Below are 21,248 nucleotides of genomic sequence, written 5' to 3' on the forward strand. Positions count from 1 at the left end.
CGATCTCTTAGGCTCCTGAGCATGGACCATCGGGTGTTGTTGATCGTCGGGGTGGCGTTGGCGATCATGATCGCGGCGTCGGTGTTCGCGCGGCGTACAGGAGTGGCGGCGCCGCTGCTGCTCGTGGGGCTCGGGATCGGGGCGAGCTATCTGCCGGGGGCGCCGGAGATCGAGCTCGATCCGGAATGGATCCTGGCCGGCGTACTGCCGCCGTTGCTCTACTCCTCCGCCGTCAACCTGCCGGTGATCGACTTCCGGCGGAACCTCCGGCTGATCACCTGGCTCTCGGTCGTGATGGTGATCGTCTCGGCGCTGGTGATCGGGGCGGTCGTCCACTGGCTGTTCCCGGAGATCTCCTTCCCGCTCGCGGTCGCGCTCGGCGCGGTCGTCAGTCCCACCGACGCCGTGGCGGCGACGGCGATCGGGCGCCGGGTCGGGCTGCCGCCGCGGGTGATGACGGTGCTGGAGGGCGAGAGCCTGGTCAACGACGCCTCCGCCCTCGTCGTCCTCCGGACGGCCGTCGCGGGGATCGCGGCGGCCAGCTCCTTCTCGTTGGGACGTACGGCTCTGGAGTTCGGCTGGGCGGTGCTGGGGGCGCTCTTGATCGGCGGCATCGTCGGCTGGCTCACGGTGCTGCTCCGCCAGCGCCTGGACGACCCGGTGCTCAACACGACGATCTCGTTCGCGGTGCCGTTCATCGCCTACTTCCCGGCCGAGGAGCTGAACGCGTCGGGCGTGCTCGCCGTCGTCGTCGCCGGGCTGGTCACCGGCGGGCTCGGCAGCCGCAGGTTCAGCGCCCGCGACCGGCAGACCCAGGCGACCACCTGGACGACGTTCAACTTCATCCTGGAGAGCGGCGTCTTCTTGGCGATGGGCTACCAGCTGCCCGCGCTCGTCGACGCCGCCCGCGGCGAGACCACGATGGGCCAGATGGCGGGACTGGTCCTGATCGTGGTCGGTCTGCTGGTCGCGCTCCGGTTCCTCGGGCTCGCCGGTCCCGCGCTCCGGGACCGGGAGGAGAACAAGGAAGAGGTACGCACCCGCCTCGACCAGTTCGAGGAGAAGCTCGACTCGCTGACCCCCGTCGACGACCGGGAGGACGCCCGGATCACCTCGGCCCGGCGGCGACTGGCGCGGGGCCGGGCGGACATCGACTTCGAGGAGCGCGAGCCGATCACCAGGCGTGGCTTCCTGATCATCGGCTGGGCCGGGATGCGTGGCGTCGTCACGGTCGCCGCCGCCCACACCATCCCGGCCGGCACCTCCCACCGGGCGACCGTGGTGCTCGCCGCCTTCCTGGTAGCGCTCATCACGCTCGTGCTCTTCGGTCTCACCCTCCCGGCGGTCATCCGCCGGATGCGCTTCCCGGGTGAGTCGTCGGCGGACCGTCACGACGCGTTCCGGGCGCTGCTCCGCCAGGTCGGCGAGGATGCGATCGACAACCTCGGACCGCTCGAGTCGCAGACCATCGACGGCGAGCCGATCGACCCCCAGCTGGTGACGAAGCTCAAGGACCGCATCCTTCCGCGGGTGCTCGCGGGCGTACGAGACGCGCCCAGCATCAGGCCAGACGTGATGGAGCAGACGGTGATCCTGCAGCTGCGCTACCTGGACGCGATGCGCGACGCGCTCGCCGCCGAGCGCAGCATCGGCGCCTACGGCTCTCACACCTACCGGAAGGTCGAGGCGATCCTCGACGACATGGAGAGGCGGCTCGACGCGAGCTGAGCGGCCCGGCCGGTCAGCTCTGGCGGGCGTCGTAGCGTCGGCGCTCGTCCTCGATCCGGGGGTTGTGCCGGATCGCCCACTCGGCCAGTCTCACCGCCGGCCCGACGAGCGTCCTGCCCATCTCGGTCAGCTCGTACTCCACCCGTGGAGGCACCTCCGGATAGCTCGTACGCGCCACCAGACCGTCGCGCTCCAGATGGCGGAGCGTGAGGGTGAGCATGCGCTGCGAGATCCCTGGCACGCGCGTCTTGAGGTCGCCGAACCGGGCTCGTCCGCCGTCGAGGGTGGCGATCACCAGCAGGCTCCACTTGTCACCGATGCGGTCCAGGATGCCGCGGATCGCGCGTCCGCCGTCTCCCCTGATCAGGCAGGCCTTCTCGTAGTCCGACATCACGCTCCCTCTGTCGTTCGGGCACACCGATGTGCCTTTTGTACGCCTCCCGGAACCCGGTCATGCTGGTTCTCGATCGGTTAGTTACTCATCGTAACCAAGGAGTTCGACATGGTGGTCGCGTATTGGATCGTCGCCGGCTTGCTGGCGGTCTTCTACCTGTACTCGGGTGGGATCAAGGTCGTGCGGAGCCAAGAGCAGCTGCAGCCCATGATGGCGTGGGCCGGCACCGCGATCCCGATGGCCGGCGTCCGGGCCATCGGTGTGGTCGAGGTGGCCGGTGCGCTGGGGCTGATCCTGCCGCCGCTGACCGGTATCGCCCCGAGCCTGGCCGTCTGGGCGGCCGGAGGTCTGGCGCTCGTGCAGGTGCTCGCGGCGCTCTTCCACCTCTCGCGCGGCGAGAGGGGCGACCTGTGGCTCAACGCGGTCCTGGCGGTGGTCGCGCTCGCCACGCTGGTCCTGGCCACTCGCCGGTGATCGTCGCTGGCCGTGGTCAGACGGTCTCGAAGCCGGCCATCATCGCCATGTCCTCGTGCTCCAGGTTGTGGCAGTGGACGAGGAACCTGCCGGCGTACTTCTCGAACTTCACCCTGACCCGGACGGCCTCGTAGGGGCGTACGTCGACGGTGTCCTTCCAGCCGAGGTCCATCGGACCCGGTCCGCGGTTGCCACGCCGCAGGACCTGGAAGGGCGAGAGATGCACGTGGACGGGGTGGTGCGCGTCGGTGAAGAACTCCCAGATCTCGGTGGACTCCAGCGGCACCTTGGCCTGCGGGACCGCCGGGTCGAACGGCTTGCCGTTGATCCCCCAGCCCCGTCGGCCGTGCACGTTCGCCTTGCGGAAATGCCACCTGCGGACGACGGCGCCCTCGGGCTTCTCGGGCTCGGGTACGTCGGCCAGCCGCCTCGGGATCTTGACGTCGTCGGCCGCGCGCCGGGCGATGCGGAACCGCATCACCTGAGCGGTCCGGCCGGTGCCGAGACCGTTGCGCATCTCGACTGTCGTCCCCGGCGCGAGCGAGCGGAAGTCGACGACGACGTCGAACCGCTCGCCGGAGGCCATCGTGATCTCGCCGTGCTCGACCGGGGCTGCGAGCAGCCCGCCGTCGGAGCCGATCTGGGTGAACGTCACCGGCTGCCCGTCGGAGGTCCGCAGGCTCAGTGCGTAGCGGCGCGCGTTGGAGGCATTGAGCAGCCGCAGCCGATACTGCGCCGCCTCGACCTCCGCCTCGGGCCACGGGGCACCGTTGACGAGGATGACGTCGCCGAGCACGCCGGCCATGTAGCGGTCCTCGACCCCGGGCTCGCCGAGAAGCTCCGGGTCGAGCGCGGGATAGCGCAGCGTGCCGTCCTCGTCGAAGGCCCGGTCGGCGATCATCAGCGGGATCTCCCGCTCGCCCCGTGGCAGCGAGAGCGCGTCCTCCTCGTCGTCGCGGATGATGTGGAAACCGGCCAGCCCACGCCACACCTGCGGGCCGGTGAAGTCCATTCGATGGTCGTGGTACCAAAGCGTCGTCGCGGGCTGCTCGAGCGGATAGCGGTAGTCCCGCTTTCCTGTTGTGACCTGCGCCTTCGGGTCGGCCATGGTCTCGTGACCGCCACCATGACCGCCGCCGTGACCAGCGTGGTGGGCGTGGTGCGACTCGAAGCCCGGCGGGACCAGAAGGTCCGTCGGCCAGCCGTCGCTCTTCGCCGGGGTGTGCCCGCCGTGGAGATGCGTCGCGGTCGGCAGTGTGAGGGAGTTGGTGTGGCGTACGGTCACGGCCTCGTCGCGGCGGGTCTCCAACGTCGGCCCGGGGAAGACCCCGTCGTACGTCATCATCTCGGTCCGCAGCCCGGGCAGGATCTCCACCGAGGCGGTGCGCTGAGAGATCTCGATCATCTCGCCCGAAGGCCGTTTGACCGGCGGCAACGGCAACGGAGTCGCGTACGCCTTCGGCAGCCGTGCCGCGCTGCGCAGGATCCGTCCGGTCTGCTCGGGGGCCTCGCCGCACGCGACCAGCGATCCGGCGACCGGGGCAGCCAGTCCGGCGCCGAGAAGAGTGCGTCGCCCGATCCTCATCCCCGAACCTCCCGCGGGCTGCCGGCGCCGCGGCGCAGGGCGGCGATGGCCACGGCCACCGCGATGCCGACGGTGAGGACGCCGACCGGGACGTGCAGCTGGAGGACCCGGGTGTAGCCGAGGATCGCCTGGACGTGGATGAGGAAGAAGAGCGCGACCGACCAGATGAGGAACCACCAGCGCCCGTGCATCGCCACGACGGCGCCCGCGGCGACCGGCAGCAGCAGGCCGAGGCCCTGCAGCGCGACCGCGCCCGCGGAGTGGAGGCCCAACGCCTCGAAGGTGCCGGCGAAGTAGGAGCCGATGAAGATCGGTTGCCCGATCGCGAAGAGCGCGGCCAGAACCGCGACGGCTCGGAAGCAGAAGAGGCTGACGCGTGGTCGGCGCTCGCGTGGTGGCGGCGCGGTCGGGATCTCGGTGGTGGTCACATCTCGACAATAGGTAGCCGAGGTACGTATGGCGTCGGGCGTTTCCCTGAGATCGCCCCAGGGTTGCCGTCAGGGTCGAGGATCCGTTCGGGTCGCGTCCCGATAACCGGTTGCAACCGCAGCGCCGAACTTCGGATACTGGTCGACTTTGCTGCTTGCCGAAGGAGAACGCCTTGACCAACCTGCCGTCTGGCCACGCCCAGGTTCTCGACCTGATCAGGACGTCCGTCGCCCGGGACGGGCGGTTCGACGGACTCGCCGCCGGAGGATCACTGCTCACCGGTGATCTCGACCGCTACTCCGATCTCGACCTCGTGGTGGTCGTCGGCGACGATCATCATTCGGCGGTGATGGAGCAGCGCCGTGAGATCGCGGCCGAGTGGATGCCCTTGCTGGCGGCATTCACCGGCGAGCACGTGGGTGAACCCCGGCTGTTGATCTGTCTGTGTGCCGACCCGCTCCTGCATGTCGATCTCAAGTTCGTGCGGGCAGATGAGCTCGAGCGCCGGATCGAGAACCCCCTGGTCATCTGGGAGCGCGACCAGACGGTCTCCCGCAGCATCGCCAGGACCGAGCCAAGTCCGTTGGCCGTCGATCCCCAGTGGATCGAGGACAGGTTCTGGATCTGGGTGCACTACGCGGCAACCAAGCTGGGCCGAGGCGAGCTCTTCGAGGTCCTGGAGTTCCTGAGCTTCCTGCGAAGCGAGGCGCTCGTACCTCTGGCACAGCACGTGCGTGGACTCACGCCCCGGGGCGTCCGGCGGTTCGAGCAGCGCGCGCCGGACCTGGTCCCGCTCGTAGCGGGCACCGTGGCCTCGCACGACTGGGACGAGTGCGCCGCTGCGGTCGCTCGATGCGTCGAGATCTACCGGAGCTTGCGGGGCCAGCTGTCGGTCCCGATCGGAGTAGGTGCCGAAGCCGAGGACGCGTCGGTCGCGTACCTGGATACCGTCGTTGCCGACGGTCCGGCGCCGAGGTCTGCAGTCTGATCCCGCCTGCGCCGGGAGGGTGAAGCGTGTCCCCGGGTCAGTGGTTGGAGAAGACCTCGTCGCGGGCCGTGTCGAGACCGATCTGGAGGGCGCCGCGGAGCACGGGGTCGCCGGAGATCTCGGTGGGGACGACGGTGGGGACGTTGGGGCCGAGGGCGGCGATCGCCTTCTGTACGCGGGCGGCCAGGACCGGCCCGCCGGCGCGTCCGACCTCGCCCGCGAGCACGCACAGCTCGGGGTCGAGCACCACGCAGATGCCCGCCAGGCCGAGGGCGAGCCTCCTGGCCAGCTCCTCGAGGAACGGCTCGGCGCCGGGGTCACCGCCGGCGGCCGCGCGTACGCAGTCCACACCGCTGCCCTTCAGCCCGAACGCACGGGCGAGGATGTCCATGGCCTCGACGCTGACCAGCGACTGGAAGGCCGCGTGCTGCGGGCTGTCGGTGCCGTGGGGCGTGGAGGCGCCCGGAACCGCCAGATAGCCGATCTCGCCGGCACCGCCGCCGGCGCCGCGGTGGAGGCGACCATCGACGATCACCGCGAGGCCCAGCCCGCGGTCGATCCAGGCGAGCACCGAGTCCTTGACGCCGTGGGAGGCTCCGGCGGACTGCTCGGCGAGCCCGGCCAGGTTGACGTCGTTCTCGATCAGTATCGGCCGCTGGAAGCTGCGCCGGAGGTCCTGGAGGACGCCCGTGCGCCAGTCCGGCAAGTCGTTGGCGAAACGGAAATCACCGGTGCGCGGGTCGATCATGCCGGGCGTACCGATCGAGAGGCAGCGGAGCTGCGACATCGTGATGCCGGCGCTCCGGGTGGCGTCGGCGACGGTGGCCCGCACCGCCTCGACCGGGTCGGAGGCCTCGTGGGGGTCGAGCGCGCCGGTGGCCAGCTCGGTGCCGGTGATGTCGGCGACCGACGCGGTGATCTGGTCAGGTCCGATGTGGAGGGCCGCGACATAGCCCGCCGCCGGGACCACGCCGTAGAGCGCGGCGTTGGGGCCGCGACCGCCCTGCTGGGTGCCGACGACCTCGACCAGGCCACGTTCGCCGAGCCGGGTCAGCAGCTGTCCCGCGGTCACCTTCGATAGGCCGACGAGCTCGCCGAGCCGGGTCTTCGTCACCGGCCCGTTCGAGAGCATCAGATCGAGCGCCGCGCGGTCGTTGGTGTCGCGGATCAGGTGTGTCTTGGGCGGTCTGGACATCGGCGGCGCTCCTTTCGAGGGTCGGGGTGGCGTACGGGACGCCAACCTAACAATTGCAGGGCTCGCGCCGGGGTTTGTCCACGCTGGGTCTAGACGGTAACTGTAAAGGAACTTTACAGTGGGGCTTCGATCGCCATCCATCTCAACCCCCCATCAAGGAGTTTGGAATGCGTACTACCACGAAGATCGCCGTTCTCGGCGGGATCTTGCTGGCGCCCGTCCTGGCCATGTTGCCGACGAGCCCCGCAAGTGCGCACGGCTACATCTCGAACCCCCCGAGCAGGCAGGCCCAGTGTGCTGCCGGCACCGTCGAGTGCGGGGACATCAAGTACGAACCGCAGAGTGTCGAGGGCCCGAAGGGCCTGACCAGCTGCTCCGGCGGCAACTCGAGGTTCGCCGAGCTCGACGACGACTCCAAGAACTGGCAGGCCACACCGGTCGGCCGGTCCCAGACGTTCACCTGGTCGCTGAGCGCCCGGCACAGCACCAGCACCTGGCAGTACTTCATCGGTGACACCAAGATCGCCGAGTTCGACGACGGTGGGGCGCAGCCGCCTGCCACCGTCGAGCACCAGGTCGACTTCGGGTCGTTCACCGGCCGGCAGAAGGTCCTCGCGGTCTGGAACGTCGCCGACACGACCAACGCCTTCTACGCCTGCATCGACGTGAACATCGGCGGCACCGCGACCGACCCGGAGACACCGGCGCCGGTGGCCGGTGAGTTCCCGGTCAGCGAGGAGCAGTTCAACCAGCTCTTCCCCAACCGCAACCCGTTCTACACGTACGCCGGCCTCGTCGAGGCGCTCAGCGCCTACCCGGAATTCACCAATGCTGGGGACGAGGCGGTGCAGAAGCGGGAGGCCGCTGCGTTCATCGCCAACGTCGCCCACGAGACCGGTGACCTGCTCTACGTCGTCGAGCAGAACGAGGCCAACTACCCGCACTACTGCGACCCCAACCAGTCCTACGGCTGCCCCGCCGGCAACGACCAGTACTACGGCCGTGGTCCGGTCCAGCTGAGCTGGAACTTCAACTACAAGGCCGCCGGGGACGCGCTCGGGATCGACCTGCTGAACAACCCGAACCTGGTCGCTACCGATCCGGCGGTCGCCTGGAAGACCGGGCTCTGGTACTGGAACACCCAGAACGGCCCCGGCACCATGACCCCGCACGCGGCGATGGTCAACGGCGCCGGCTTCGGCGAGACCATCCGGTCCATCAACGGGTCCATCGAGTGCAACGGTGGCAACCCGGCCCAGGTGCAGAGCCGCGTCGACAACTACACCGAGGTCACCTCGCTGCTCGGGGTGGACCCGGGCGGAAACTTGTACTGCTGATACGACACTCGCCCGAACCGGCGGCGTACGCAGCCCCACCTGCGTACGCCGCCGTGTTTCCGTTTTGTGACAAGCGCCCAACGAGGTTCTGCCTCCGTGCCGGTGTCGGCCGCCCGGCTGCGCCCCTACCTTCGAGTAGCAACCGGATCCCCGGACAGCCCGGGGCCGGACGGACGAAGGAGCATGCTCGGTGCTCAGATCACTCTCTCTCCGCATCGCCGCGGTCGCCGCGGCCGTCACTCTCCCCCTCTTCGGCCTGGTAGCGCCGGCCGAGGCGGAGAGCCCCTACGAGCGCGGGCCGGACCCGACGTCGGCCAGCGTTCTGGACAACGGCACGTTCTCCCTCTCCACCGCCTCGGTCTCCTCGCTGGTGACCGGCTTCGGCGGCGGGACGATCTACTACCCCACCTCCACCACCGCGGGGACCTTCGGCGGTGTCGTGCTCGCCCCCGGCTACACGGCCTCCTCGTCGTCCTACTCCGCGGTCGCGCGCCGGGTGGCCTCGCACGGGTTCGTGGTCTTCGCGATCGACACGAACTCCCGCTACGACCAGCCCGACAGCCGCGGCTCGCAGATCCTGGCCGCGGTCGACTACCTGCAGGAGGACGCCTCCTCCGCGGTCGCCTCGCGCCTGGACGAGACCCGGATCGCGGTCTCCGGCCACTCCATGGGCGGCGGCGGCACGCTCGCGGCGGCCAACCAGGACTCCTCGATCAAGGCCGCGGTCGCGCTACAGCCCTGGCACACCGACAAGACCTGGCCCGGCATCCAGATCCCGACCATGATCATCGGCGCGGAGAACGACAGCGTCGCGCCGGTCAGCTCGCACTCCGTCCCGTTCTACACCTCGGCCACCGGGGCCCGGGAGAAGGCGTACGGCGAGATCAACAACGGCGACCACTTCATCGCCAACACCGATGACGACTGGCAAGGGCGCCTGTTCGTCACCTGGCTGAAGAGGTACGTCGACGACGACACCCGCTACTCGCAGTTCCTCTGCCCGGCGCCGTCCTCGGTCAACCTGTCCGACTACCGCAACACCTGTCCGGACTGATCCGTCGGTCCTGACGCGGAGCCGGCCACCTCGGGAGAGGTGGCCGGCTCCGATAGGGTCGGATCATGGCCACGACCAGCCCGAAGGGTGAGGAGATCGTCGGATCACTGCTGCGTGGCCTAGACGTGATCGGCATCCTCAGCGAAGCCGAACAGCCGCTGTCGCTGGCCGAGGTGGCGACCCTCGCAGACACCTCCCGGGCCACCGCGCGGCGGCTGCTGCTGACCCTGGAACGCGTTGGGTACGTCCGCACCGACGGGCGCACCTTCCAGTTGCGCCCCAAGGTGATGGAGCTCGGCGACGCGTACCTCGAGGGGCTGGGGCTCCCGCGACTCCATCCTCATCTGACCTCGCTCGCCGAGCGGGTGCGTGACACCTGCTCGCTGACCGTCCTGGACGGCGACACGGTTGTCTACGTCGACCGTGTCAAAGCGGATCGGATGATGACGGTCAACATCGCGGTGGGCACCCGGATGCCGGCGTACGCGATGTCCAGCGGCCGCGTCCTGCTCGCCGACCTCGATCCCGAGGCGCTGCGCGACTACCTCGAGCATCTGCATGCCGAGCCGCTCACGGGACGCACCGCGGTCGCTCCCGACGAGCTCGCCCGAAGGATCGCCCAGGCCCGCAAGGACGGCTACGTCATCACTGACCAAGAGATCGACCCGACCCTGCGCTCGATCGCCGCGCCCGTACGTGGGCCGGACGGGCGCGCCATCGCCGCGGTGAACGTCGCCACCCACGTCAACCGCACCTCGGTCGAGCAGATGCGCGAGGAGATTCTGCCCGAGTTGCTCGTCACCACGCGCGCGATCGAGGCGGAGCTGGCCACCTCGTGACGCCGTGGTGCTCGCCCCTCAGAGGTCGAGCACCAACCGCGGGCTCTTCGAGCGGCCGACGCAGACCATCATGGTTTTGCCGGAGGCCCGTTCCCTCTCGTTGAGGATCGTGTCGTGGTGCTCCGGAACGCCCTCGAGGACCGTGGTCTCGCAGGTGCCGCAGAAGCCGTCCTCGCAGGAGGTCATGATGTCGCAGTGACCCTCGATCACCTCGAGCAGACCCTGGTCGGAGCCGACGGTGAGCACGGTTCCTGACTTGCGCAGCTCCACCTCGAACGAGTCGCCGGTCGATGCCTCGACGAGCGCTTCGCCGTCGGAGGCGAACTTCTCCAGCCGGAGCTGAGCGGACCGCCCCGCCTTCTCGCACACGTCCTCCAGTTCCTTGAGCATCGAGATCGGGCCGCAGGCGTAGATGAGGGTGTCGTCGCCTGCACCGTCGACGAGGGAGCCGAGGTCGGGGCGACCGGTCGCGGAGCTGACGACGACCTTGACATTCGGACCGGTCGCGAGCTTGTCACGGAAGGCCATCGACTCGAGGTGGCGGCCGACGTAGACCAGCTCGTACGGCGACTTCTCGCGCTCGGCACGGATGACCATCGCCAGCATCGGCGTGATGCCGATGCCGCCGGCAATGAACAGGTAGCGCGGAGACGGCTCCAGCGGGAAGTGGTTGCGGGGGCCACGGATGCGGACCCTCTTGCCGACGAGGGCGGTCTCGTGGACCTCGTCCGAGCCGCCGCGGCCCTCGGGCTCGCGGAGCACCGCGATCCGGTAGAAGCTCAGGTCGGCCGGCGGGCTGCACAGGCTGTACTGCCGGACCAGGCCCGAGGGCAGCTCGATGTCGAGATGCGACCCCGGCTCGTACGCCGGCAGCAGACCGCTGTCGGGCACCAGTTCGAGCGAGATCACACCGTCGGCCTCCAGCTTCGCTTGCCGAACGGTGACCTCGAAGAAGTCCTGCTCCTCGCCGGTCATGCCGACACCTCCGAGTAGTCCTCCGCGCGGGCGCCGCCGCGCAGCACGTCGAGCAGCGCGGCGAGCAACTTGGGGCCGCGCACGGACACCAGCATGTCGACCTCCTGACGCAGCGTGATCATGGCCGAGGCGCCGGCCGGCTCCTGCCAGTGCTCGGGGGCGACGAGGACCGCGGCGATCAGGTCGCCACCATCGCGCGCCGCGGTGCACACCTCGCGTACCACCGGCTCGGGGACCTCCGTGAGGTCGGTGCCGACGAGGACGACCATGTCGGCCGACTCGGCGACGGCGCTGGTGCCGGCCGGCATCGGCGGCGCCCAGGCGCCCTCGCCCAGCGGTGTGGTCAGCGCCTCGACCGGGTCCGGCCCGGTCAGGATCTGGACGCCCTCGACCCCGAGCGTCCGCAGCTCGTCGACGAGCTGGGCGCTGCCGGGACCGAGCGGCACGACGAGAACACGGGCCTCATAGGACCTGCGCAGAGGGTTCATCGGGTCTCCTTCACAGACTCCAAGGGGGTGGAATCGGCCCGCAGCCACGGGTCGATCACGACATGAGGGGTGACCGGAGCCTTGCCCTGGTCCATGTCGCGCAGGCTCTGTCCGACCTGCTCCAGGGGAACGTTGTGCGTCGGGATCCGCTCCAGTCCGGTCCGGCCGGAGGAGAGCAGCTCGATGGCACGGGTGACGGCCTGCGGCGACCGGCCGCGTACGCCGCGCACGGTCACCAGGTTGCGGACGATCGCGGTCGGGTCGAGTGCGGCGTCGCCGCCGCTGAGCCCGGCGATCACCAGCACACCGAAGCGGCCCAGCAGCTGGACGGCGGTCGCCATGGTCTGCGGGGTGCCGATGGTGTCGATGACCGCGTCGAGCGGGCCGTACTTCTCACCTACGACCTCGACGACGGTGTCGTCGTTGAGCTCGCCGGACGCGCCGAGCCGGCGGGCGAGCTCGATGCGCCCAGCGCTGGACCGGCGGCCGAGCGCGATCACGGTCTCGGCGCCACCTGCGACGGCGGCGGCCACGCAGGAGAGCCCGTGGTAGCCGGGGCCGATGACGGCGACCTTCGAGCCCGGGCCAACGCCGCCGGCGTCGAGCGTCCAGTCCACGGCGTTGGCCAGCGGCAACGTCCAGGCGGCCGCGTCGACGCTGAGGTGCTCGGGCAGCCGGTGGAGTACGTGGCGGGAGGTGAGCTCCATGAACTCCGCGTTGCCGCCGTGCAGCCCCGAGTCCCGGGAGGCCGGGATCATCCCGACCCGCTCACCACCGGTCCACAGATCGACCGAGGCGCACAGCCGGTAGCGGCCGGCCGAGCACTCGGCGCACGTGCCGCAGCCGACGTACTCCTCGACGGCGACGCGGGTGCCGAGCTCGAGACCGAGCGCCTCGGCGTCCTCGGGGGTCAGGTGGTCGATACGGCCGATCGTGTGGTGGCCGAGCACCGCGGGAGCCTTGAGCCCCCGCTGGTGCAGCATCACGTCGGTGCCGCACACGGCGGAGGACTCGACGCGCAGCCTGCTCACCGAGGCCGGGAGCACCAGCTCCCGGACCTCGGTGTCGCCGGCCCCGTCACTGACGGCGGCACGAACCAGCAGATCGTTCATCGGCGGAAGAGCCCTCGCTTCTTCGGGGCGACGCGGGCGTCGGCCTGCTGCTTGGCCTTCTCGACCTCTTCCTTCAGCTGGCTCCAGATGCCGTAGACGATCTCGCCGTACTCCTGCTCGTGGCGCAGCTGCAGGACATCGCGCGGCCGCTCGAACGGCACGTCGATGAACGCCTTGGCCCGGCCCGGCTGGGCGCTCATCACCATGATCCGGTCGCTCAGCGTCACGGCCTCATCGACGGAGTGGGTGATGAACACGACCGTCTTGCGGGTCTCGTCCCAGATACGGAGCAGCTCGGCCTGCAGCAGCGTCTTGTTCTGCTCGTCGAGAGCCGAGAACGGCTCGTCCATCAGCAGGATCTCGGGGTCGTTGGCGAACGCACGCGCGATCGAGACCCGCTGCCGCATGCCGCCGGAGAGCTGGTGCGGGTAGGCGTCCGCGAACTTCGTCAGGCCGGTCGCGTCGAGGTAGTGCCCGACGGTCTCCTTGATCTCCGACTTCGGGGCACCACGCACGGTCAGGCCGTACGCCGCGTTGTCCCAGACGCTCATCCACGGGAAGATCGAGTCGCCCTGGAAGACCATGGAGTTCTCCGGGCGGCCGTCGGTGCCGCCGACGACCTCGATGGTGCCCTCCGATGGTGACTCGAGGCCGGCGAGCATCCGCAACAGCGTGGTCTTTCCGCACCCCGACGGGCCGACGATCGTCAGGAACTGGCCCTGAGGCACGTCCAGGTCGAACGAGTCGAGCGCGGTTACGACGTGGTCGCCGGGGACCGTGAAGCGCTTGCTGAGCCCGCGGATCCGGATCTTCGGGTCGGCCGTGGCCGAGGCCGCTTCGGCGGAGGCCGGTGCAGTGGTGTTGGACATGATGTGTGGTCCGTTCCTCTAGTAGGCCGCCGTCAGTGGCGGGTGATCCATGGCGTGAGCTTCTGACCCACGAATCCGACGATGAGGGCGAGCAGGAGCCCGACGAGCGCGAAGACCAGCAGGTAGGCGTACATCGACTCGATGGTGAAGAGCTGGAAGGAGTTCCAGACCATGAAGCCCCAGCCGTTGCCCTGGCCGCCCATCATCTCGGCGATGGCGAGCATGATCAGGCCCATGCCGGCGCCGAGCTCGAGGCCGGTGATGACGTTGGGCATGGCACCGGGGAGCGCGACGGTGCGGAAGACCGTGAACCGTTTGGCCCCGAAGTTCTCGGCGACGTCGTAGAAGATCGCCGAGACGTTCGAGACCCCGGTGTAGGTGTTGATGACGACGGGGAAGAAGACACCCATCGCCACGAAGTACCAGATCGTGTCCTCGCCCAGGCCGAAGAAGAGCAGGAACAGCGGCAGCACCGCGCTCTTCGGGACGGGGTAGAGCGCGGAGATGATCGGGCGTACGGCCGCGTTCACGACCTTGTTGAGGCCCATCGCGACACCGATGATGACGGCGGGGATCGCCCCGACCAGGAAGCCGAGGATCAGGCGGGTCAGGCTGTGCTGGGACTGGGTCCACAGCTCACCGCTGGCCGCCTCGGTCCACAGCGCCTGGAAGATCAGCGTCGGCGCGGGGAAGAACCGGTCGTCGAGGACGCCGCTGCGGGACAGGGCGTCCCAGGCGACCAGGACGACGATCGGGCTGAGGATCGAGATGGCGCGTAGGGCGCCCTTGCTCAAGGTACGGCGCTGCTTCACCTGACGGGCAGCAACCGCTGCCTTCGGGGTGACGGCCGCTTCTGCAACGTTGGTCATGGCACTCATTCCTTGCTCGCGGTCTGTGCCGCCTCGTCGACGAAGCTGGTGTCGACCAGCGAGTCGAAATCGATCTGCGAGGTGCCCGTGAAGAGGCCCTGTCTGACGAAGAAGTCGTAGTCCTTCTTCAGGCTCTCGACGTTGAGAGACGCGTCAGGGTTCACGAAGCTGGGGACGGTCTGCTTGACCGCCTCGGGCTCGGACTTGATGTTGTGGGCGATGATCGTGGCGATCTCGTCGGCGTCCTCGCCGGTCCACCTGCCGCCCTCGACGGCAGCGCTGTAATCGCGCGCGGCCTGCGTGTAGGCGTTCATGAAGCACTGGGCCGCCTCGCCCTGCTCCTTGGGGAAGTCGCCGCTGTAGAGGAGCACGGCGAGCTGCTGGTTGTTGTAGACCGTGGTGGAGTCCGCGAGCTTCACCGCAGCTCCGCTCTCCTGAGCCTTGGTCGCGGCCGGCTCGGTGGTGAGCGCGGCGTCGATCGAGCCGTTCTGCAGCGCGGCGACGTGGTCGGGAAAGCCAAGGAAGCTGTGCGACACATCGTCGTACGTCAGCCCCTCGTGCTCCAGCAGAGCGGCCAGCGTCGAGGAGGTTGCCGTGCCGGGAGCGGGCTCGGCAACCTTGAGACCCTCGAGATCCTTGACGCCGACGACCTTGCCCGAGTCCACGAGCTCCTTGCGCACCAGCAGCGGCATGTAGTCGTGGTTGGTGACCAGCTGACCCTTGTCCGCGACGATCTTGATGTCGATGTCGCGGGCGATGCCGTTGTAGAAGCCGGCCGACGGAGCGCCGGCGCCGACGGCCAGGTGCCCAGCCGCGAGGTAAGGAACCATCTCGCCGGCCGACTTGAACGGGCGGAGCTTCACCTCGAGGCCCTCGTCGGCGAAGTAGCCCCTGTCCTGGGCGATGAAGAGCAGCGCGTCCGAGAGGCTGTTGGTGATGCCGGCCTCGACCTCGACGCCGACGCAGGACGTCGCGCCCGAGGCACCGGTGCCGCAGCCCGCGATGGTCATCGCTCCCACGGTGGCGGCCATGACGGCCACCACCGCGCGCGAGCGCTTGAAGTGTGTACGCATGAGTCAGCCGATCAGATCGAGTGGAAGTTCTCGCCGGGCTTGACCACGAGGACGTCCTTCGCGCCCTCCTGGAAGGGCACGTCGCGGGGAAGCAGGATCGAGGTGGAACGCACGCGGGTGTGCGCGGGGTCGAGACCGGGGAGCTCACCGGAATCGCCATCGTCGAGGGCGGCGAGGAGACGGCGCCGGGCCAGGATGATGGCCGCGTCGGAGGTGCCGAGGCGCTCCTTGGTGCGGTCGGCGACGATGCCCATCGACTCCTGCAGGGAGAAGTCCTGAGCAGCGATGCCCGCGATACCGGAGAAGGTCTCCTTGCGGCGCTGGGCGGCGCGGTCCATGAGGTAGTCGTTCTCGGCCGAGGCCAGCGGGTCGTACGTTCCCGGCTTGTACTTCACATGGATGCCGTCTCCACCGTTCAGCGCGTTGATCTCGCGCTCGCCGAAGTCCGCGGTCGGGTGGTAGTTCCAGCTCCAGGCCCAGCATGTCTCGTCGTCGATGGGAACCCAGGCGTGACCACCCATCGGGTTGTGCTCACCGAACGGTGGGATGATCGTGTACCACGGCATCATCCACTGCGTGATGCGCCAGTAGTAGCTCTCCTCGTCGGCGTTGCGACGGGCACCGATCAGCAGACCGCCGTCGGACTCGGCCACTTCGAACTTCGGGCGGGTGTCGGACTTGAGGTACTTGTTGCCCTCGGTGCCAGAGTGCAGCGGGTCGTCGTCGAGGTTGAACCGGTGTGCGAAGGAGACGTGGCTGGAGTCGATGCCGCCCTCCATCGCCTGCAGGTAGTTGGAGAACTGGCGACGCTTCGAAATGAAGCGCTTCTGCGGGTTGAGTCCCATCCACTCCAGGTCCGGCAGTGGCGGCTCCTTGTCCGGGTCGCCCATGTAGGCCCAGATCAGACCGCCGGCCTCGACGGCCTTGTACGCCCGCTGCTTGATCTTGGAGCAGAACTTGCTGCCCTCGGGCTCGGACGGCATGTCGACGCAGTTGCCGTCGATGTCGTACTTCCAGCCGTGGTAGGCGCAGCGCAGGCCGCCCTCCTCGTTGCGCCCGAAGTAGAGAGACGCCGTGCGGTGGCTGCAGAACTCGTCGATCAGGCCGATGCGGCCCTCGGAGTCACGGAACGCGATCAGCTTCTCGCCGAGCAACTGCACCCGCACGGGATCGCAGTCGGCGCCCTCGATCTCCTCGGCGAGCAGCGCGGGGATCCAGTAACGACGGAACAGGTTGCCCATGGGGGTGCCCGGACCTGTCTGGGTCAGCAGGTCGTTCTGTTCACGGGTGAGCATGCAGGTTGCCTTTCAGGAGGGGTGATGCGGTGGGGAAGGTTGGGGGAAGACTGATGAGTGCCGCCGCCACGAAGGCGGTCAGCGGGACCAGCCAGGCGACGCCGAAGCCGGCGCCGAGGTCGAGGGTGAGCCCGAACGCGAGCGGTCCGGAGCCGAAGCCGACGTACATGCCGGTGGCCAGGAATGCCGTCGCGGTGCCGAGGGAGGCGATGGGGACGGTGCGCACCAAGACCACCATGGTCACGGCGTTGGAGGCGAGCGCGGCCGCGCCGAACACGGCGGCACCGACCCACACCAGCCAGTCGCCGAGCAGGGTCGAGGCCATCACGAGCACGACACCGAGTGCGGCGCCGATGGCCAGGGTGAGGAGCGTGGAGACCTGCCGGGAGTCCGTGTCCGCGCGGCGGCCCCACAAGATGCGGCTCAGCAGTCCGACCAGCCCGACCAGCGCGGCGATCAGACCCGCGGCGCGCAGGCTCAGACCGAGTTCCACGTGGGCAAAGAGGGGGAGGTGGGCGTTGGTGGCCTGGAGACCGAACCCGATGAAGAACGTGTACGCCGTCAGCCTCGCGACCGTGATGGGGTCGGTCGCTTCTCCGGTTCTCCCCAATGTCTGGTTCGGGGCGGCCTCAGCCCGGGTCGAGAGCGCGCTGACGACGCCGACGAGCCCGAGGGCGATGCCTGCAGCGACGGCCCAGCGCCATCCGGCGGCGGCCGCGATCAGGGGGGCGGCGAGACCCGCGACGAGCTGCGCGGCCTGGACCCCGGACTGCTTCCAGCCGATGAGTGCGCCCCGCTGCTTCACCGGCAGGCCGGCGACCATGCGGTTGGTTGCCGGGTTGGAGAGTGCCTGAGCGGCACCGCTCAGCAAACCCGCGACCACCACGACGGCGTACGACTCGGCGAGGGCTAGCACGGCGAGGCCGGCGATCGAGCCGACCGAGACGGCGACCATCACGGTGCGCGCACCGAAGCGGCTCGAGGGTGCGCCCAGGAGAAGCGCCGAGAGCGCTGCGGCGCCGAAGGTCACGGTCGAGATCGCGCCGTACTCAGCCGGGCTGAGGTCGAGGTCGGCGATCACGAGCGGGGAGATCGCGGTGAGCGTGTAGAGGAACATCGGCCCGATGCCCATGCACACGAACAGCGACATCCACAGCCTGGGGGAGGCCTGCTCCCGGGCGGTGGCGACGTCGACCGTGCCGCTCTTCATCCTACTCCATTCCGTTATGCGTACAACTGTGCATTGTGACCGTCAGCACACCGTTACATGACGGAGATCCGAGGTCAAGTGGAGGACGGGAATATCTGCCCGATCTTCGTTAGGGTGTGCGCATGGCGGAACCGATCTTTGCGGGTGATGAGCGGCGGATCTCCGACCGTGATGTCGTCCAGTCGTTGATGCGCGGGCTGGCCGTCGTGCGGGCCTTCGACGGCACCCATCCCGGGCTCTCGCTGGACGAGGCGGCCGAGCGCACCGGCTTCAGCCGGTCGGCAACCCGGCGGCTGCTGCGCACCCTCATGGCCGCAGGACTGGCGGTGTACGACGGCCGTCACTACCGCCTCACGTCGCGGCTGCTCGACCTCGGCTACGCCAGCCAGTCACGCCTCTCGCTCGCCGAGGTGGCGCTGCCGCATTGCCAGGAGCTCTCTCACCGGCTGGGACGGACGGTGTCTCTCGCGCGGCTCGACGGCGACAGCATCGTCTACCTGCTGAGGGTCGGCGCGCCGCGCCTGGTTGCCGTCTCGATCCACGTTGGCAGCAGACTGCCGGCATCACTTCCGGCTATAGGCCGTGTCATCCTGGCCGGACTCCCCGATGAGGAACTGGCCGGCTTCCTAGCCTCCGACAGCTTCCGGGAGCAGTCGGAACGCATCGGGCTGTCCGCCGATGACCTGCGCAAGGAGCTGGTCGACATCCGCGCCCGCGGCTGGTGCCACGTCTCGGAGGTTCTCGAGGCGGGGCTCAGTGCTGTCGCGACGCCGATCCGTGACCGCACCGGTCGGGTGGTCGCCGGGCTCAACGTCTCGACGCGCACCGGAGGTCAAGCGCCGGTGCTCGATCTTCTCGACACCGTGCCCGATCTGGTGCGTACAGCGGTGCGTATCGGCGACGACCTCCACCAGTCCCACCAGGCCTGAGACGCACGTTCCGGACGGGGGAGGTGGTCGGTTCCTTGTGTGCGGCGTTAGAAGATGGGGCCATGGACACCGGAAACAGCACAGGAATCCGCGTCGCGTCCGTCGACGACATCCCGGAGGGTGAGGGGATCGCCATCTCCTCCGACATCACCGGCACCGAGGACGACATCGCCATCCTGCGCGACGACAACGGCACCTGCTGGGCCCTCAACGACACCTGCACCCACGAGACCGCCTCGCTGGCCGAGGGCTGGGTCGAGGACGGCGATGTCGAGTGCCCCCTGCACTCCTCGCGGTTCAACCTCAAGACCGGCAAGGTCGACGGGCTCCCGGCCACCCGGGACACCGTCGCGCACCGCGTCGAGGTGCGCGACGGTGAGGTGTACCTGTTCCCCGGCGAGAGGCCGTGACGGTCTCGTCGGTCCTCGTCGTAGGTGGCGGGATCGCCGGCGTCTCGACGGTCGCGTCGTTGCGGACGAACGGATACGCCGGTGAGCTGACGCTCGTCTCGGCCGACGCGGTCCCCTACGACCGCCCCCCGCTGTCCAAGGCGTATCTGGCCGGCGGCCGCGACCTCGAGTCGATCGTGCTGCAGCCCTCGCAGTGGTACGCCGACCAGAAGATCTCGCTGGTCGGGGGAGCCGTCGCGGTCGCGATCCGCCCGGACGCCGGCGAGGTCGAGCTCGCCGACGGCCGGGTGCTGACCGCCGACAAGATCGTGCTCGCGACGGGGGGTCGGGCCATCTGGCCGCCTATCGGCGAGGTACGACGGGACGTTTCGGTCGGTCTACCGGTGGGTAATGGGCAAGATCGTCCCGTCGTATCTGACCGATCGCCGATCCACGTCCTGCGGGAGGTCGCTGACGCCGACCGGCTGCGTACGCAGCTGGTGCCCGGGGCTCGGCTGCTGATCGTCGGTGCCGGACTGATCGGTGCCGAGGTCTCCTCGACCGCGCGCGGGCTGGGGGCGGAGGTCGTGCTGGTCGATCCGCTCGATCCGCCTCTCGCTGCTGCAGTCGGGATCGAGGTGGCCCGGTGGCTGCACGGCCTGCATGCCAACCACGGGGTGGAGGTGCTGACGACCACGGTCGAGACGCTGCTGGAGACCCGGACCGGGGTCGCGGCGCAGTTGAGGGGCGAGCCGGTCTCGCGCGAGTTCGATGCCGTGCTCCTGGCTGTCGGCCTGGTTCCCGAGACCGGGCTCGCTGAGGCCGCGCGCCTGGACACCTCGCGCGGCATCCTGGTCGATGCCGGCCAGGTGACCAGCCATCCGGCGGTGCTCGCGGTCGGAGACTGTGCCCGGCTCCGCGACCACCATCGCGCCGAGCACTGGGAGGCGGCCCAGCTGGACGGTGCCCGGGCGGCGGCGACGATCCTCGAGACCGAGCCGCCGGTCGCCACCGCGCCCTGGTGGTGGTCGGACCGCTACGGCCTCCACGTCGAAGGGGTCGGCGAGATGCGGTCGGCGGACGCGGAGCACATCAGAGTCGTACGCGGCACCCTCGGCGAGCCGCCCTTCGCGGTGTTCACTCTCCGCGGCGAGCGCGTCATCGGCGCGGTCGCGGTCGACGACCCCAACGCCGTGCGCGCGGCGCGCCGGATGATCGACCGAGGGGTCGACGTACGCGCCTCCGACCTCGCCGATCCCGAGACCGACCTACGAAGGCTGCTGCGAGGGTCGAGATAGCTCGCGGCAACACGTACGAACGAAGAACGGCGCCCCGCGAGCAGCTCGCGGGACGCCGTTCTCAGGGAAAGGTCTCAGACGGTCAGCTGAGCCGGCTTGGACTGGTTGGCGACGCGGTTCTCGGAGTCGATGAACCAGGCGAGCTGCTCGACGCGGGTGATGATCGCGTGCAGCAGGTCGGCGGTGGTCGGGTCCTCGGAGTCTATGTCGTCGTGGATGTCACGAGCGGTCTTCGAGGTGGCGTAGAGCGCGGCGGCGGCGAGGTCGGCGGCCGTCGCGGTGTCGACCTCGGTCGCCGGGAGCGGCGCGAGGGTGGTGTCCTCGGCGACGGTGCCGGTGCGGCCGTCGGGGAGGATGTAGAGCGCACGCATGCGCTCGGCGACCTCGTCGGTGAAGTCGCGGGCGGCGTCGACGACCTCGTCGAGGACGAGGTGCATGTCGCGGAAGTTCTTGCCCACGACGTTCCAGTGGAGCTGCTTGCCCTGCAGGCTGAGCTCGGTCAGATCGACGAGCAGACGCTGCATCTGGGTCGCGAACGCCGGGCTCGGGATGAACGCGGGGTGCGAGGTGTGGGTGGCGCTGCTGGTGTCGGTCTTCGTGGCCATGTTCGGTGGATCCCCCAGGTTGAAGTGTTGGCTTTCGTGGTGACACCCACTGTGCCACCTTTTCTTGAACCATTCCAGAAAGGTTAGTCTTCCCTAAGTCATCGCCGTGGCTC

22 protein-coding genes are annotated in these 21,248 nt (G+C 69.2%); 9 read left to right on the forward strand and 13 right to left on the reverse strand.

What is annotated here, in order from left to right:
- Positions 1-21: 21 nt before the first annotated feature.
- Positions 22-1,728: a cation:proton antiporter gene (locus OG801_RS15175; protein ID WP_406029566.1), complete on the forward strand. Its 1,707-nt coding sequence runs from the start codon at positions 22-24 to the stop codon at positions 1,726-1,728.
- 13 nt (positions 1,729-1,741) lie between these two features.
- Here the strand turns inward: OG801_RS15175 and OG801_RS15180 are convergent, their stop codons facing one another.
- Positions 1,742-2,119, reverse strand: coding sequence for a helix-turn-helix domain-containing protein (locus OG801_RS15180; RefSeq protein WP_355018817.1), 378 nt, complete (start codon positions 2,117-2,119; stop codon positions 1,742-1,744).
- Between the two features lie 111 nt (positions 2,120-2,230).
- Between OG801_RS15180 and OG801_RS15185 the strand changes: the two genes are divergently transcribed.
- Positions 2,231-2,596, forward strand: a complete 366-nt coding sequence (locus OG801_RS15185) for a DoxX family protein (RefSeq protein ID WP_406029567.1) — start codon at positions 2,231-2,233, stop codon at positions 2,594-2,596.
- Between the two features lie 16 nt (positions 2,597-2,612).
- Here OG801_RS15185 and OG801_RS15190 read toward each other — a convergent pair whose 3' ends face one another.
- Positions 2,613-4,181 carry a multicopper oxidase family protein gene (locus OG801_RS15190; protein WP_406029568.1) on the reverse strand — a complete coding sequence of 523 codons (1,569 nt, stop codon included), beginning with the start codon at positions 4,179-4,181 and terminating at the stop codon, positions 2,613-2,615.
- Positions 4,178-4,609 carry a hypothetical protein gene (locus OG801_RS15195; protein WP_406029569.1) on the reverse strand — a complete coding sequence of 144 codons (432 nt, stop codon included), beginning with the start codon at positions 4,607-4,609 and terminating at the stop codon, positions 4,178-4,180. The genes OG801_RS15190 and OG801_RS15195 overlap by 4 nt, the downstream gene beginning before the upstream one ends.
- Before the next feature lie 173 nt (positions 4,610-4,782).
- Between OG801_RS15195 and OG801_RS15200 the strand changes: the two genes are divergently transcribed.
- Positions 4,783-5,598 carry a nucleotidyltransferase domain-containing protein gene (locus OG801_RS15200; RefSeq protein ID WP_406029570.1) on the forward strand — a complete coding sequence of 272 codons (816 nt, stop codon included), beginning with the start codon at positions 4,783-4,785 and terminating at the stop codon, positions 5,596-5,598.
- 37 nt (positions 5,599-5,635) lie between these two features.
- Here OG801_RS15200 and OG801_RS15205 read toward each other — a convergent pair whose 3' ends face one another.
- Complete coding sequence (locus OG801_RS15205; RefSeq protein WP_355018812.1) at positions 5,636-6,793, reverse strand: ROK family transcriptional regulator; 1,158 nt, start codon at positions 6,791-6,793, stop codon at positions 5,636-5,638.
- Positions 6,794-6,960: 167 nt separating this feature from the next.
- Between OG801_RS15205 and OG801_RS15210 the strand changes: the two genes are divergently transcribed.
- The 3 genes from OG801_RS15210 (at position 6,961) to OG801_RS15220 (ending at position 10,023) form a co-directional block, all read left to right on the forward strand.
- A complete protein-coding gene (locus OG801_RS15210; protein WP_406029571.1) occupies positions 6,961-8,130 on the forward strand; it encodes a glycoside hydrolase family 19 protein in 1,170 nt (389 codons plus the stop codon).
- 190 nt (positions 8,131-8,320) lie between these two features.
- Positions 8,321-9,184, forward strand: coding sequence for an alpha/beta hydrolase family protein (locus OG801_RS15215; protein WP_406029572.1), 864 nt, complete (start codon positions 8,321-8,323; stop codon positions 9,182-9,184).
- Between the two features lie 65 nt (positions 9,185-9,249).
- Positions 9,250-10,023 (forward strand): IclR family transcriptional regulator C-terminal domain-containing protein, encoded by a 774-nt coding sequence (locus OG801_RS15220; RefSeq protein WP_355018809.1) that lies wholly within the window; start codon positions 9,250-9,252, stop codon positions 10,021-10,023.
- A gap of 18 nt (positions 10,024-10,041) precedes the next feature.
- On the opposite strand, the gene OG801_RS15225 is transcribed toward OG801_RS15220, so the two are convergent.
- Genes OG801_RS15225 through OG801_RS15260 form a run of 8 tightly spaced genes read right to left on the reverse strand, consistent with a single transcriptional unit; the run spans position 10,042 to position 17,914 of the window.
- On the reverse strand, positions 10,042-10,998 hold the full coding sequence (locus tag OG801_RS15225) for a PDR/VanB family oxidoreductase (RefSeq protein ID WP_355018808.1): 957 nt from the start codon (positions 10,996-10,998) through the stop codon (positions 10,042-10,044).
- Positions 10,995-11,486, reverse strand: a complete 492-nt coding sequence (locus tag OG801_RS15230) for a hypothetical protein (RefSeq protein ID WP_355018807.1) — start codon at positions 11,484-11,486, stop codon at positions 10,995-10,997. The genes OG801_RS15225 and OG801_RS15230 overlap by 4 nt, the downstream gene beginning before the upstream one ends.
- Positions 11,483-12,598 (reverse strand): zinc-binding dehydrogenase, encoded by a 1,116-nt coding sequence (locus tag OG801_RS15235; RefSeq protein ID WP_355018806.1) that lies wholly within the window; start codon positions 12,596-12,598, stop codon positions 11,483-11,485. Before OG801_RS15235 ends, OG801_RS15230 begins: the two co-directional genes overlap by 4 nt.
- Positions 12,595-13,467 carry an ABC transporter ATP-binding protein gene (locus OG801_RS15240; protein WP_406029573.1) on the reverse strand — a complete coding sequence of 291 codons (873 nt, stop codon included), beginning with the start codon at positions 13,465-13,467 and terminating at the stop codon, positions 12,595-12,597. The genes OG801_RS15235 and OG801_RS15240 overlap by 4 nt, the downstream gene beginning before the upstream one ends.
- Positions 13,468-13,499: 32 nt before the next feature.
- Positions 13,500-14,336 carry an ABC transporter permease gene (locus OG801_RS15245; RefSeq protein ID WP_355018804.1) on the reverse strand — a complete coding sequence of 279 codons (837 nt, stop codon included), beginning with the start codon at positions 14,334-14,336 and terminating at the stop codon, positions 13,500-13,502.
- A gap of 5 nt (positions 14,337-14,341) precedes the next feature.
- Positions 14,342-15,409: an ABC transporter substrate-binding protein gene (locus OG801_RS15250; protein ID WP_355018803.1), complete on the reverse strand. Its 1,068-nt coding sequence runs from the start codon at positions 15,407-15,409 to the stop codon at positions 14,342-14,344.
- Between the two features lie 11 nt (positions 15,410-15,420).
- On the reverse strand, positions 15,421-16,704 hold the full coding sequence (locus OG801_RS15255; protein WP_355018802.1) for an aromatic ring-hydroxylating dioxygenase subunit alpha: 1,284 nt from the start codon (positions 16,702-16,704) through the stop codon (positions 15,421-15,423).
- On the reverse strand, positions 16,691-17,914 hold the full coding sequence (locus tag OG801_RS15260; RefSeq protein WP_355018801.1) for an MFS transporter: 1,224 nt from the start codon (positions 17,912-17,914) through the stop codon (positions 16,691-16,693). The genes OG801_RS15255 and OG801_RS15260 overlap by 14 nt, the downstream gene beginning before the upstream one ends.
- A 122-nt stretch (positions 17,915-18,036) precedes the next feature.
- On the opposite strand from OG801_RS15260, the gene OG801_RS15265 reads away from it, so the two are divergent.
- The 3 genes from OG801_RS15265 to OG801_RS15275 all read left to right on the forward strand — a co-directional run bounded on the left by OG801_RS15265 (position 18,037) and on the right by OG801_RS15275 (position 20,530).
- The gene (locus tag OG801_RS15265) at positions 18,037-18,843 is read left to right on the forward strand and encodes an IclR family transcriptional regulator C-terminal domain-containing protein (RefSeq protein ID WP_406029574.1); all 807 of its coding nucleotides are present in this window, start codon (positions 18,037-18,039) and stop codon (positions 18,841-18,843) included.
- A 62-nt stretch (positions 18,844-18,905) separates the two neighbouring features.
- Positions 18,906-19,253 (forward strand): non-heme iron oxygenase ferredoxin subunit, encoded by a 348-nt coding sequence (locus OG801_RS15270; RefSeq protein WP_355018799.1) that lies wholly within the window; start codon positions 18,906-18,908, stop codon positions 19,251-19,253.
- Positions 19,250-20,530: an NAD(P)/FAD-dependent oxidoreductase gene (locus tag OG801_RS15275; RefSeq protein ID WP_406029575.1), complete on the forward strand. Its 1,281-nt coding sequence runs from the start codon at positions 19,250-19,252 to the stop codon at positions 20,528-20,530. Before OG801_RS15270 ends, OG801_RS15275 begins: the two co-directional genes overlap by 4 nt.
- A 74-nt stretch (positions 20,531-20,604) precedes the next feature.
- On the opposite strand, the gene OG801_RS15280 is transcribed toward OG801_RS15275, so the two are convergent.
- A complete protein-coding gene (locus OG801_RS15280) occupies positions 20,605-21,135 on the reverse strand; it encodes a DNA starvation/stationary phase protection protein (RefSeq protein ID WP_355018797.1) in 531 nt (176 codons plus the stop codon).
- Positions 21,136-21,248: the final 113 nt, after the last annotated feature.

Source organism: Nocardioides sp. NBC_00163 (assembly GCF_045206295.1).
Taxonomy (GTDB): domain Bacteria; phylum Actinomycetota; class Actinomycetes; order Propionibacteriales; family Nocardioidaceae; genus Nocardioides.